Consider the following 13,281-nt stretch of genomic DNA (forward strand, 5'->3'; position numbering starts at 1 on the left):
CGTACAGCGGCATTTTGCTGCGTCTGTTGCCGGGCGCGCATCATTTGAATCGTGTTCTTATTTTCGGAGTCTGACATGGAATTTCTAATGGACCCCTCAATTTGGGCAGGGTTACTGACGCTGGTGGTGCTGGAAATTGTTCTGGGTATCGATAACCTGGTATTTATTGCCATTTTGGCCGATAAACTTCCGCCTAAACAAAGGGATAAAGCCAGAATCATCGGCCTGTCTCTTGCGCTGATTATGCGACTTGGGCTGTTGTCGGTCATCTCCTGGATGGTCACGCTGACCACGCCGCTATTTAGTGTCGGCAGTTTTAACTTCTCAGGACGAGACCTGATTTTGCTGGTGGGGGGGCTATTCCTGCTATTTAAAGCCACCACCGAGCTACATGAACGGCTGGAGGGTAACCAGCATGATGACAGTGCGAATCGCGGTTATGCCAGCTTCTGGGCGGTGGTTGCACAGATTGTCGTGCTCGATGCGGTCTTCTCACTGGATGCCGTGATTACGGCTGTGGGGATGGTCAACGATCTGGCGATCATGATGACGGCGGTTGTGATTGCGATGGGCGTGATGCTACTGGCATCGAAAACACTGACCCAGTTTGTGAACGCACATCCAACGGTCGTGGTGCTGTGCCTGAGCTTCTTGTTGATGATTGGTCTGAGCCTGATTGCTGAAGGCTTCGGTTTCCACATTCCGAAAGGCTACCTGTACGCGGCAATTGGCTTCTCTATCCTAATTGAGCTGTTTAATCAGATTGCGCGCCGTAACTTCATCAAGCATGAGTCCCGTTTGCCAAGACGCCAGCGGACCGCTGAGGCGATCATCCGTTTGATGGGTGGGCGTCAACAGCAGGAGCCACAAAGTGGCGATCCACAGCAGGCAATGCCGACCGAGGCCTTTGCTGAAGAGGAGCGCTATATGATCAGCGGCGTATTGACGCTGGCCTCCCGTTCAATGCGCAGTGTGATGACACCGCGCACTGAGATCTCTTGGGTGGACTGTAATCGTTCACAAGCAGAGATCCGCGAGCAGCTATTAGATACGCCACACAGCCTGTTCCCGGTGTGCCGCGACTCACTCGATCAGATCATCGGCGTCGTGCGCGCCAAAGATTTGTTAGTCGCCATCGAGCGGGGCGAATCAATTTGTGAGTTTGCTGCGGCAACCCCACCGATTGTGGTGCCTGATACTATGGACGTGATTAATCTGCTGGGTGTATTGCGTAAAGCCAAAGGCCGCTTAGTGGTGGTGAATGACGAGTTCGGTGTGGTGCAGGGGCTAGTCACGCCGCTGGACGTGCTGGAAGCCATTGCCGGTGAATTCCCGGATGAGGATGAAACGCCGGACATTATTACTGATGGTGATAGTTGGCTGGTGAAAGGGGGGGCAGATTTGCACTCTCTGGAACAGGCGCTGGATTGTCAGGAGCTGGTGAGCCCAACTGCCGATTATGCTTCGCTTGCCGGTATGCTGCTTTCTCACTCAGGCCATATGCCAACGGTGGGCGATGTGGTTGAACTGCATAACCTGCGCTTTGAGATTATGGAGGTTTCCGACTACCGTATCGAGTTAGTGCGCATTACCAAGCTGAATAATGAGCTGGAAGAGTAGCTATTTCTGACGGCGTAAAAAAGGGGAGCCTCGGCTCCCCTTGTTGATCGTGATGCTATCAATTAACGAAGTTAATTACACTGCACTTTAATTGCCAGACCACCACGGGAGGTTTCGCGGTATTTTGCATTCATATCTTTGCCGGTCTCAAACATGGTCTCGATCACTTTATCCAGTGAGACGCGCGGTTCGCTGGTACGGCGCATCGCCATCCGTGCCGAGTTAATCGCTTTTACCGAGGCAATCGCATTACGCTCAATGCAAGGCACTTGTACTTGCCCCGCAACTGGGTCGCAAGTCAGCCCCAGATTGTGCTCCATGCCAATCTCTGCGGCGATGCAGACCTGAATCGGGCTGGCACCCAGTAACTCAGCCAAACCCGCAGCAGCCATGGAACAGGCAACCCCGACTTCGCCCTGACAGCCCACTTCAGCACCGGAAATAGAGGCATTCATCTTATACAAAATCCCGACAGCTCCAGAGGAGAGGAAGTAGCGGATAAAGATTTCTGGGGTCACCGGCTCGATAAAGTGATCGTAATAGGCCAGTACCGCTGGGACGATGCCACATGCGCCGTTGGTGGGGGCCGTGACAACACGTCCTCCCGCCGCATTCTCTTCGTTAACTGCCAGCGCGTACATATTGACCCAATCAATGACGTTCATCGGATCATGGGACAGTTTATCGGAAGAGACCAGCAGGCGGCGCAGTGCAGAAGCACGGCGCGGCACACGCAATGGGCCAGGTAACACGCCCTCGGTATTCAGGCCACGATCAATACAGGCGCGCATGGTCTGCCAAATGGCGGTGAAATAAGCTTCTATCTCTTCTTTACTGTGCATTGCCAGCTCATTCTGCATCACCATCCCAGAGATGGACATGCCGGTTTGCTCACAGTTAGCCAGAATTTCTTCCGCAGAATTAAACGGATAGGGCACGCTGACGGCATTGACTGCCGCTTTGCCAAAATGCTCTTCATCAACGATGAAACCACCGCCGATGGAGTAATAGGTTTTGCTCAGGACTTTCTCATCACCGGCAAAGGCGTGAATTTGCATTCCATTTTCGTGCAGCGGCAGATTATCACTGCGGAACACCATACCGCCCTCGCGAGGGAAATCCACTTCATGCAACCCATTGGCCAGCATCAGTTTCTGGCGTAATTCAACATCACGGATAAACGCTGGAATGCCATCAATATCCACAGTGTCGGGCATATTACCCGCCAACCCCATAATAATCGCGATGTCAGTGTGGTGGCCTTTTCCGGTCAGTGATAATGAACCGTAAACATCTACAGCGACGCGTGTGACAGAGGGCATCAGCCCTTGAGTCACCAGCAAATCAGTAAATTCTTTGCCGGCTTTCATTGGCCCAACGGTATGAGAGCTGGATGGGCCGATACCAATTTTGAACATATCAAAAACGCTAATCACGTTAAAACTCCTTCACAACGCATCTTGTTATTCTTATCGCAGGGCAGCTAAGAATATTTGTATTAAGCATAAGCGCTCCGTGGCGGGATGATGTGCCTACATAAAGTCATGCCATCACAGGGCGCTGTTAATTTGGGTACGACTGGTGTTGGCCGTATCAATTTGATACCGCAACAGTTACCTATCACCCTTTGTAGTAGCCTAGGGTGAAATCAGTGATTTTCACTATCAGGTTTTAACCTTACATTTTTAGTGGTTTATAGTGACGAATGTTATTTTACAGGTATTTCATAACGCTGACAGGCTAGTTTACAGTTTTTTTAAAAAGGTTGTGCAGGGAAAATAGAGTAAAAATCGATGTAATGGGGTGATAGGGATCGCTTTATGCTGTAATTCGGTTTTTTAAACAATAACGCTGTGAAGTGGGTCACCCATTATCCATGCTTTGGATATGGGCTTAGGTTAAATACTCACCTGTTGCGCCAACCGGCGGATAATCGCCGCCGTTAACCCCCAAACAAACTGCCGCTCATACCAAGAAAGATAGACCCGGTGATTAACTCCACCACGATGGATATCCAGCGAATAGTAGCGAGAAAGGCTCAGCGCCTCGTGTAACGGCATCTCAAATAGCCCTGCAACCTCATCTTCATTGCCATGAAATGCAATATTATCAGGGACTAAACCAACAATCGGCGTGACCTGATAACCACTGGAACTATCCAGTGGTGCCAGTTGCCCTAAGACATGCACCGCCGAGGCAGGGATCGCGACTTCCTCCTCGGCTTCACGCAGGGCAGTCTCAATCAGTGAGTTATCTTCGGGGTCGGCTTTACCGCCGGGGAAGGCGACCTGACCGGCATGTTTGCGTAGATGATTTGAGCGCCGAGTGAGCAGCAATGTCGGCTCAGGCCGACAAATGATCGGTATTAATACCGCCGCATGGCGGCTATTCGCCGAAAAACAGCCCGGCTGCGGCAACTGTAATTGGAAGCGACTGATAAATTCAGGCAGTGTTTTCCCGATCAACGATTGATTCACAGACAAGAATAATTCACTCATCAGCTAGACATTTCCAAGTTGCGGCAAAATACGGGCAATTTTATCAAATGTTTCCTGATATTCAGCCTGCTCCTGACTATCAGCCACAATTCCACCGCCAGCAGAACAGTATATTTTGCCGTTTTCGGTCAACAGGGTGCGGATAGTAATGTTGGTGTCCATCGTGCCACAGCAACTAATATAGCCAATATTACCGCAGTAGGCATTGCGTCGGTGTGGCTCCAATTGCTCGATAATCTCCATTGCGCGGATTTTAGGTGCGCCTGTGATCGACCCGCCGGGAAAACAGGCGCGGAGCAGTGCCGTCGCGGGGCATTCTGCCGGCAGGGTGGCGGTAATGGTGCTGACCAAATGGTGCACCGCCGGAAAGGGTTCAACGACGAATAACTCGGGCACCCGCACACTGCCCGGCTGGGCCACACGGCCAATATCATTGCGCAGCAGATCCACAATCATCAGGTTTTCCGCCCGATCTTTGCTGGAGTTCGCCAGTCGCACGGCTTGCAAGCGGTCCTGCTCAGGGTCATCCCGCCGTGGCAATGTCCCCTTGATGGGGCGAGTCTGAATCTGATGATTTTCTAGCCATAAAAAACGCTCCGGCGAGACGCTCAATATCGCGTTGTCGGGCAAGCGCATAAAGGCGGAAAAAGGTGCGCGATTACTGCGGCTCAGCGCGAGAAAGGCTTGCCACTCATTGCCCTGATATTCTGCACTGAATCTCTGCGCCAGATTGATTTGATAGCAATCACCGCTGTGCAGGTAGGCCTGAATTTGGCGGAATTTTTCGCCATATTGCTCGCGCGTCATATTGGCTTGCCATGAGCTAGTGAGCTTGAATGGCGTGACAGTGTCACTTGTTTTTTGCTGATGCAGCCACTGTAAACGCTGATCGGCATCACCGTGGCACACCAGAGTGAGCTGCTGCAAGTGGTGATCGGCAATCAGCGCCCAGTCATACAGACCCACAACCATATCGGGCAAGGCGATATCCTGCTCGGCCAGTGTCGGCACCCGCTCAATTCGACGACCCAGATCATAACCAAATAGCCCCAATGCCCCGCCCAAAAACGGCAGATCTGGATGTGGCGACATTGTTGGCGCGAATTTATCCAACTCTTGCTGCAATAACCTGAATGGATCTTCGGATGAGAATGTTTGCCCTTGAGCCGTGACAATTTCAGTCTGTTCCCCTCGAGTGGTAAGGGTGACTAAGGGGTCGGCGACCAAAATATCAAACCGATTATGGGCGTGCTCGGCGAATCCGGAGTGTAGCAACATGGCCCAAGTTTGGTTGGCCAGTGGAGTAAATTGCTGGAGCAGGGCGTCGGGCTGATAGGGCAATGCTTTGAAGGTCAGGGATTTCACACTCATGAGTCGCTATTCTTTTCTTTCGGTGGGAAGGGTGTTGGTGAACATGGGGTCGTGGAGAAGATTAGCATAAATTGCCCGAGGGTTGGTCTCAGTTCTGTCGAGGGCAGTCAATTCACCGCAGACCAGAATAAACGGGTATACTTGATCAATTATATGTAGGAGATAAATCAATGCTAGCGGGTATGCCTTCACTTTCCCACGAGGAGCAGCAAGAAGCTGTTGAACGTATTCACAAATTCATGTCGGAAGGCATGAGCAGTGGCGAGGCGATTGCCTTGGTCGCCGCTGAGATCCGTGAGCGGCACAAAGACGATCCCCAATCTATGGCTATCTTTGAAGACACTGATTTTGAAGAGCATGGTGAGTCTGACTATCGCCGCGATAATGAGCAAGATGCGGATGAAATCGAAGATCAGTATGAGGGGTAATCTCTGTACTGCTGATTAAACCGCAAAACCCGCCATTAACGGCGGGTTTTCATTTTAGGTGACGGGCTACTTCCCACTCACCACGACCGCTCCCGCTGCACGCTTTGCCACCTCAATGGCGGAGCTAATATCATCAGCAACGGCCAGTGCTACCCCTAAACGCCGTTTCCCGACAATTTCCGGCTTACCAAATAAGCGGATTTGCGTATCACCTGCTAGCGCAGTTTCCAGCCCGTGGTAACTGATATTTTGACTGGTTAATTCAGGTAAAATCACCGCTGATGCCGCTGCGCCATATTGGCGAATAGTGCCAATCGGCAACCCAAGAAATGCGCGGACATGGAGTGCGAACTCAGACATGTTTTGCGAAATCAGGGTCACCATCCCGGTATCGTGCGGGCGCGGTGAGACTTCGCTGAAAATAACCTCATCGCCACACACAAACAGCTCCACACCAAATAGCCCGTGGCCACCGAGTGCCGTCACAACTTGAGCGGCGATCTCTTTTGCCCGTGCCAATGCCACATCACTCATCACCTGTGGCTGCCAGGATTCACGGTAATCGCCATCTTCCTGACGATGACCGATAGGCGCACAGAAATGAATACCATCAACCGCGCTGATGGTTAGCAGCGTAATTTCAAAATCAAAGTGTACCAGCCCCTCGACAATCACTCGCCCACCGCCAGCCCGGCCACCCAACTGCGCGTAATCCCACGCCGTCTTAAGTTGCCCTTCATTGCGGATCAAACTCTGTCCTTTACCGGAGGAGCTCATGACGGGCTTAACAATGCACGGATAGCCAATGTCATTCACGGCCTGACGAAATGCACTTTCAGTATCCGCGAAACGGTAGCTGGAGGTGGGTAATTGCAGCGTTTCTGCCGCCAAACGGCGAATACCTTCACGGTTCATTGTCAGGCGGGTCGCTTCTGCGCAAGGCACCACGCGCTGACCCATTTGCTCTAATTCAACCAGCATATCGGTGGCGATAGCTTCAATTTCCGGCACGATATAGTGAGGTTTTTCCTGCTCAACTAACTGCTTCAGCGCCGCACCATCCAGCATATTAATCACATGGCTGCGATGGGCAACATGCATCGCGGGTGCATCCGCATAGCGATCAACAGCAATCACTTCCAGCCCGAGTCTCTGGCATTCAATTGCCACTTCTTTGCCCAATTCGCCAGAGCCTAAAAGCATGACACGGGTCGCGCCTGGGCGCAAAGCGGTTCCAATCGTTAGCATAGTTAGATACCTACATCAGTGAGAAAATGACACATTCATTCGACGTGCGATCAATTTTATGGGCGTCAGTATAAAGTAAAATAGCAACGAAAACGATTGCGTATCCATTTGGGCGGGATGAGAGCGGCGATTGCCGGGCAGCATCAGCGCTATTTTGCGCGTGTTTTTGCACTATTGTTCCGGCCATGGCCCCATTTCTGCTATTATCGCGCCAAAATATTGCGCTTGCCTTCAGGCCATCGCTGCCATTCCATCCAGTTATAAGAGTTATTGCCGTGAGCACAACCTCCTTTTCTACCCTGACACTGCCTGCTGAGCAGTTGTCCAATCTTAATGAACTTGGCTATACCGAAATGACACCGGTACAGGCCGCAGCGCTGCCGGCAATTCTCAATGGGCAGGATGTCCGCGCGAAGGCCAAAACCGGCAGTGGCAAAACCGCCGCATTCGGCATTGGTTTGCTAGACAAAATTGCGGTGGGTGAGTTTGTGACTCAAGCATTAGTGCTGTGTCCGACCCGCGAATTGGCTGATCAGGTCAGCAAAGAGCTGCGCCGTCTGGCTCGTTTCACCCAGAACATCAAAATCCTCACTTTGTGTGGTGGCCAACCAATGGGCCATCAACTGGATTCTCTGATACATGCGCCTCATATCGTCGTGGGCACGCCGGGGCGTATTCAGGAACATTTACGCAAAAAAACACTGGTGCTGGATGACCTCAAAATTCTGGTCTTGGATGAAGCCGACCGCATGTTGGATATGGGGTTCACCGACGCCATCAATGATGTGATTGCCTACACCCCACCACAGCGCCAAACGCTGCTGTTCTCCGCCACTTATCCGGTCGGCATTGAACAAATCAGTGCGCGGGTTCAGCGCGAACCCGTCAATGTTGAAGTGGAAGATGGCGATGAAGCGCCCGCCATTGAGCAGGTGTTCTTTGAAACTACCCGCGAAAAACGGTTACCGCTGTTGATCTCGGTGCTTAGCCACTATCAGCCCGCCTCTGCTGTGGTGTTTTGTAACACCAAAAAAGATTGCCAAAGCGTTTACGAAGCCTTGGAATCCCGTGGCATCAGTGTGTTGGCCCTGCACGGTGACTTAGAGCAGCGTGACCGTGATCAGGTGTTGGTCCGTTTTGCTAACCGCAGTTGCCGCGTGTTGGTTGCTACGGATGTTGCCGCCCGAGGTCTGGACATTAAAGATCTGGAGCTGGTGGTGAACTTCGAACTGGCATTTGATCCTGAAGTGCATGTGCACCGCATTGGCCGTACCGGGCGGGCAGGGATGAGTGGCCTTGCTGTCAGCCTCTGTACTCCACAAGAAATGACCCGCGCCCATGCGATTGAGGACTATCTGCAAATTAAGGTGAAGTGGACGCCCGCAGAGCAGGTGAGCCGCAGTGCTAACACCCTACTGGAGCCAGAGATGGTGACGTTATGCATTGACGGTGGGCGCAAAGCCAAAATTCGCCCCGGCGACATTCTGGGTGCACTCACTGGTGAGGCCGGCCTGACTGCTGCCGATGTGGGTAAAATCGACATGTTCCCAGTGCATGCCTATGTTGCTATCCGCAAGGCCAGCGCCAAACGCGCCTTGCAGCAACTGCAACAAGGCAAGATCAAAGGCAAAAACTGTAAAGCCCGTCTATTAAAGTAATCACAGTGGGGGCGATGGAGGTTGCATCCCCCCGATAAATCACATTATACTGTGTTTATGTACAGTTACCTGTAAGCAAAAAGGACATTTATTCATGGCCGTTGAAATAAAATTCGTCGTGGCACCCACCCTGCGACCCCCGTTGATGGGCAACCTAAAGTAAAGTCGGAAAAAAGGGCACCCGAGAAGAAAGCCAAACCTGAAGAAAATCAAGCCGCTTAATCTGCCAACTTTCGGTAGAAAGTGAAAAAAGGGATCTAAAATGAGTCGTGAAATCACCTTCTTTCGCCGCTTCGAGGCGGATATTCTGGCGGATCGTAAGACGATCACTATCCGAGATAGCAGTGAATCCGATTTTCGCTCAGGAGAAACTCTGCGTGTCTGTCGCAATGAAGATGGTGTCTTCTTCTGCCACATCAAGGTCACTTCGGTCACGCCGATCACATTGGATGCTCTGACTGAACGCCATGCTGAGCAAGAGAATATGTCCTTGGATGAGCTAAAAAAGGTGATTAAGGCGATCTATCCGGGCTTGGAACAGTTCTATGTGATTGAGTTTACTCGGAGCTAATCAAGCAGCGCGGACACACTACCCTCCATCCTTGAAGCCAGATATAAAAATTTAGCTAATCACAGCCAAACAGGTGCAGGCATCAACAAGCCCACACCTGCTTATCATCTTGTTTATCATAAGATTGGACTCAAACTGCAAAATGATAAGCCCCTGTTGATACTTGGCATTGGCAGGTAATCGTGTCACTCTCGCGCTAACGAACACAGATGGATAACTCAACCCATGACCACACCCCCAAAGGCAGATAAACGCCCTTATCCGATCACGATGCACGGCGATACCCGTGTCGATGATTACTATTGGCTACGTGATGATGAGCGCACGGATGTTGATGTTCTGAACTATTTGCAAGCTGAAAATGCTTTCACTGACGAGGTGCTGAAACCGCAGCAACCCTTACGTGAGACCCTGTACCAAGAGATGGTTTCTCGCATTCCGCCGCAAGAAGAGTCCGTCCCCTATGTCCGTAACGGCTACCGTTATCAGACGCGTTTCGAACCGGGCAATGAATACGCAATTTATGTACGCCAGCCGGTCTGGGCGGACAGCAGTTGGGAAACCTTGATAGACGGTAACCAACGCGCAGCAGACAGCGAGTTTTACACTTTAGGCGGATTGGATGTCAGTCCAGATAACCAGCTATTGGCAGTGGCAGAGGATTTCTTATCGCGTCGCCAATATGATATTCGGGTAAAACATTTACAAACAGGTGTCTGGCATGAGGAAGTTATCAGCAATACATCGGGGAATTTTGAGTGGGCCAATGACTCAAAAACGCTCTATTACGTGCGCAAACATGAAAAAACATTATTGCCTTATCAGGTCTATCGCCACCTAGTGGGGAGTGATCCTAACTCGGACCAGCTGATCTATCAGGAAAATGACGATACTTTTTATGTTAGTTTGGAAAAAACCACTTCTGAGCGCTATATCGTTATCCACTTAAGCAGTACCACAACCTCAGAAATTCTACTGCTGGATGCTAACCAGTCTGAGCCGGAGCCGCAGTTGTTTGCCCCTCGCCGGAAAGACCATGAATATGGCTTGGACCACTATAAGCAACATTTCTATGTTCGCTCAAATAAAGATGGCAAAAATTTTGGGCTGTACAAAATAGCCCAAGAGGGCAAAACGCTAAGTGATTTTGCTGATGAATCCCAGTGGCTGCCACTCATTGCGCCAAGAGTGGATGTCATGCTAGAGGGGTTCAGCTTATTCCGCGACTGGTTGGTGGTGGAGGAGCGCAGTGAAGGGTTAACGCATCTGCGACAAATTCACTGGGTAACGGGAGAAGAGAAATCCATCACTTTTGATGATCCTACTTATGTGACTTGGCTGGCGTATAACCCTGAACCCGAAACTGAACTGCTGCGCTATGGCTATTCTTCCATGACCACACCAAGCTCCATGTTTGAGCTGAATATGGACACCGGTGCGCGTCAGTTGCTCAAACAGCAGGAAGTGAAGAATTTCACGCCAGAAAAGTATCGCAGCGAACGGATTTGGGTCACAGCAACCGATGGGGTCAAAATCCCGGTCTCGCTGGTGTATCATCGCGACCACTTTATTTCGGGCGCTAACCCGCTGTTGGTCTATGGCTACGGCTCATACGGCAGCAGTATTGACCCTGCATTCAGTGGCAGTCGTTTAAGTTTGCTGGATCGTGGTTTTGTCTTTGCGATGGCGCATATTCGCGGTGGCGGTGAGTTAGGCCAACAATGGTATGAAGATGGCAAGTTGCTCAATAAGTTAAATACATTTAATGATTTTATTGATGTCACTAAAACGCTGATAGCCGAAGGTTATGGTGATGCCAACCGTGTGTTTGCTATGGGGGGCAGCGCGGGAGGTTTGCTGATGGGGGCGGTAATCAATCAAGCGCCTGAATTATACAAAGGTGTAGTGGCACAGGTGCCATTTGTTGATGTGGTCACGACGATGCTGGATGAGTCAATCCCGCTCACCACCGGCGAATATGATGAATGGGGCAATCCGAACGATAAGGCGTATTATGATTACATCAAGCAATACAGCCCATACGATCAGGTTAAAGCCCAAGATTACCCGCACATGTTGGTCACTACCGGTTTGCACGACTCTCAGGTTCAATATTGGGAACCGGCAAAGTGGGTCGCGAAGCTACGTGAATTGAAAACGGATGATCATCAACTGCTGCTTTATACCGATATGGATTCTGGTCATGGCGGCAAATCAGGGCGTTTCAAAGCGTATGAGGATATCGCTTTGGAGTACGCATTCATTCTTGCCCTCGCTTGATATAGCCCAGCACATTACGTCAGGTAATGCGTCAGGGTATGGCGCATATCTGGCGTAAGATCAGTGAGTTTCAGTATCGATCATACGAAAATAGATACTTGGCCTCTCATGCCTATCCATGATAATTGGCAACAAAAAACCCGCCTTTCAGGGCGGGTTGACTAACGAGACGAAAAACCCGTTATTCTGCGCTGGAAGAAGATGACTTCTTAGCGCGTTTGTCAGCCTTTTTCTCAGCTGGCGTTTTTAGTGGCTTTTTCTTCGCGTTCTTTTTGCTGTCCATTCCCTTACTCATGGCTTGCCTCTCTTTACCTTCGGTTAGGTTGGTACGCCCACCTATTAACCACCTTATGGTGACCAGTTGCAAGTGGATAAACCATCACTGTAATTAATGTATTGTTTAACAAGAAGATTATTAAATCGTAATCTCTCTTGTTACTGTTTAATGTGCGCCATATTGTGATCTTACACCACACATTTGATTGAGATACGGTGCAATTATCGCCAGTTGATAGAATTAATGGGCCGATTGGCGTAAATGTGATGTTTTATCGTTGACCCTGCGTGCTGTATAGGCTTTGATAACTTTAATGTCTAATAACAAACATGGAAAAATAATGGAACAGTTACGTGGGCTTTATCCAGCGTATGAACCCTACGACAGTGGTTTATTAGACACCGGCGATGGGCATCAGATTTACTGGGAACTCTGTGGCAACCCAGACGGTAAACCAGCGGTATTTATTCATGGCGGTCCGGGCGGGGGGATTGCACCTTATCATCGGCAACTTTTTAATCCGGCAAAATATAATGTATTGCTGTTTGATCAACGCGGGTGCGGGCGTTCAAAACCCCATGCCAGTTTAGATAACAACACAACGTGGCACTTGGTCGAGGATATAGAACGACTACGTAAAATGGCTGGCGTTGATAAGTGGCTGTTATTTGGCGGCTCCTGGGGCTCAACGCTTGCGTTAGCATATGGTGAAACTCATCCTGAGCGGGTCAGTGAGATGGTTTTACGTGGAATTTTTACGCTGCGGAAAAAAGAGCTGCATTGGTACTATCAGGAGGGAGCATCGCGTTTCTTCCCCGATAAATGGCAACGCATATTGTCAATTCTATCGCCAGAAGAGCAGTGCGATGTTACTGCGGCTTACCGTAAACGGCTGACATCACCGGATAAGGCAGTACAGTTGGAGGCGGCGAAAATCTGGAGCTTATGGGAGGGGGAAACGGTCACATTATTGCCGACCAAGAGCTCAGCATCCTTCGGTGAAGATGATTTTGCCTTGGCCTTTGCCCGCATTGAAAATCACTATTTCACCCACTTGGGATTTTTAGACCATGATAATCAACTGCTGGATAATGTGACGCGCATTCGCCATATTCCTGCCGTTATTATTCATGGTCGATATGATATGGCTTGCCAGCCACAGAATGCATGGGACTTAGCGCAAGCCTGGCCGGAAGCGGAACTGCATATTGTTGAAGGAGCAGGGCACTCTTTTGATGAGCCGGGGATCTTGCATCAGCTCATTCTTGCAACAGACAAATTTGCCCGCAAACCCTAATCGCGTTACTCGGCTAGCTCCTGCAAGCTCTAC

The 13,281-nt window shown here is 50.4% G+C and carries 10 protein-coding genes; 6 read left to right on the forward strand and 4 right to left on the reverse strand.

Annotated elements, in window-relative coordinates; translation table 11 throughout:
- Nucleotides 1-75 precede the first annotated feature (75 nt).
- Nucleotides 76-1,620 (forward strand): TerC family protein, encoded by a 1,545-nt coding sequence (locus tag HRD69_RS14385; RefSeq protein ID WP_032814986.1) that lies wholly within the window; start codon nucleotides 76-78, stop codon nucleotides 1,618-1,620.
- Between the two features lie 71 nt (nucleotides 1,621-1,691).
- Here HRD69_RS14385 and HRD69_RS14390 read toward each other — a convergent pair whose 3' ends face one another.
- The 3 genes from HRD69_RS14390 to pabB form a co-directional block, all read right to left on the reverse strand.
- On the reverse strand, nucleotides 1,692-3,056 hold the full coding sequence (locus HRD69_RS14390; RefSeq protein WP_004876004.1) for an L-serine ammonia-lyase: 1,365 nt from the start codon (nucleotides 3,054-3,056) through the stop codon (nucleotides 1,692-1,694).
- Between the two features lie 462 nt (nucleotides 3,057-3,518).
- Nucleotides 3,519-4,118: a CoA pyrophosphatase gene (locus HRD69_RS14395; RefSeq protein ID WP_004876003.1), complete on the reverse strand. Its 600-nt coding sequence runs from the start codon at nucleotides 4,116-4,118 to the stop codon at nucleotides 3,519-3,521.
- 3 nt (nucleotides 4,119-4,121) lie between these two features.
- The gene (gene pabB, locus HRD69_RS14400) at nucleotides 4,122-5,489 is read right to left on the reverse strand and encodes an aminodeoxychorismate synthase component 1 (RefSeq protein WP_004876002.1); all 1,368 of its coding nucleotides are present in this window, start codon (nucleotides 5,487-5,489) and stop codon (nucleotides 4,122-4,124) included.
- 170 nt (nucleotides 5,490-5,659) lie between these two features.
- Here pabB and HRD69_RS14405 point away from each other — a divergent pair, with 170 nt between their 5' ends.
- Complete coding sequence (locus HRD69_RS14405) at nucleotides 5,660-5,917, forward strand: YoaH family protein (RefSeq protein WP_004876001.1); 258 nt, start codon at nucleotides 5,660-5,662, stop codon at nucleotides 5,915-5,917.
- A 66-nt stretch (nucleotides 5,918-5,983) separates the two neighbouring features.
- On the opposite strand, the gene purT is transcribed toward HRD69_RS14405, so the two are convergent.
- Nucleotides 5,984-7,165 carry a formate-dependent phosphoribosylglycinamide formyltransferase gene (gene purT, locus HRD69_RS14410; RefSeq protein WP_032814985.1) on the reverse strand — a complete coding sequence of 394 codons (1,182 nt, stop codon included), beginning with the start codon at nucleotides 7,163-7,165 and terminating at the stop codon, nucleotides 5,984-5,986.
- 275 nt (nucleotides 7,166-7,440) lie between these two features.
- Here purT and dbpA point away from each other — a divergent pair, with 275 nt between their 5' ends.
- The 4 genes from dbpA (at nucleotide 7,441) to pip (ending at nucleotide 13,248) form a co-directional block, all read left to right on the forward strand.
- The gene (gene dbpA / locus HRD69_RS14415; RefSeq protein WP_004875998.1) at nucleotides 7,441-8,823 is read left to right on the forward strand and encodes an ATP-dependent RNA helicase DbpA; all 1,383 of its coding nucleotides are present in this window, start codon (nucleotides 7,441-7,443) and stop codon (nucleotides 8,821-8,823) included.
- A gap of 262 nt (nucleotides 8,824-9,085) precedes the next feature.
- Nucleotides 9,086-9,394 carry a N(4)-acetylcytidine aminohydrolase gene (yqfB, locus tag HRD69_RS14420; RefSeq protein ID WP_004875997.1) on the forward strand — a complete coding sequence of 103 codons (309 nt, stop codon included), beginning with the start codon at nucleotides 9,086-9,088 and terminating at the stop codon, nucleotides 9,392-9,394.
- 225 nt (nucleotides 9,395-9,619) lie between these two features.
- Nucleotides 9,620-11,674, forward strand: coding sequence for a S9 family peptidase (locus HRD69_RS14425; protein WP_004875996.1), 2,055 nt, complete (start codon nucleotides 9,620-9,622; stop codon nucleotides 11,672-11,674).
- A gap of 617 nt (nucleotides 11,675-12,291) precedes the next feature.
- Complete coding sequence (gene pip, locus HRD69_RS14430) at nucleotides 12,292-13,248, forward strand: prolyl aminopeptidase (protein WP_032814983.1); 957 nt, start codon at nucleotides 12,292-12,294, stop codon at nucleotides 13,246-13,248.
- Nucleotides 13,249-13,281 lie beyond the last annotated feature (33 nt).

The organism is Yersinia mollaretii ATCC 43969 (genome assembly GCF_013282725.1).
GTDB lineage: Bacteria > Pseudomonadota > Gammaproteobacteria > Enterobacterales > Enterobacteriaceae > Yersinia > Yersinia mollaretii.

Excerpts from the sequence above, each read along its gene's own strand:
- HRD69_RS14385 (WP_032814986.1), top strand. The coding sequence starts at position 76 with ATGGAATTTCTAATGGACCCCTCAATTTGGGCAGGGTTACTGACGCTG.
- HRD69_RS14395 (WP_004876003.1), bottom strand. The coding sequence starts at position 4,118 with ATGAGTGAATTATTCTTGTCTGTGAATCAATCGTTGATCGGGAAAACA.
- pabB (WP_004876002.1), bottom strand. The coding sequence starts at position 5,489 with ATGAGTGTGAAATCCCTGACCTTCAAAGCATTGCCCTATCAGCCCGAC.
- HRD69_RS14405 (WP_004876001.1), top strand. The coding sequence starts at position 5,660 with ATGCTAGCGGGTATGCCTTCACTTTCCCACGAGGAGCAGCAAGAAGCT.
- purT (WP_032814985.1), bottom strand. The coding sequence starts at position 7,165 with ATGCTAACGATTGGAACCGCTTTGCGCCCAGGCGCGACCCGTGTCATG.
- yqfB (WP_004875997.1), top strand. The coding sequence starts at position 9,086 with ATGAGTCGTGAAATCACCTTCTTTCGCCGCTTCGAGGCGGATATTCTG.
- HRD69_RS14425 (WP_004875996.1), top strand. The coding sequence starts at position 9,620 with ATGACCACACCCCCAAAGGCAGATAAACGCCCTTATCCGATCACGATG.
- pip (WP_032814983.1), top strand. The coding sequence starts at position 12,292 with ATGGAACAGTTACGTGGGCTTTATCCAGCGTATGAACCCTACGACAGT.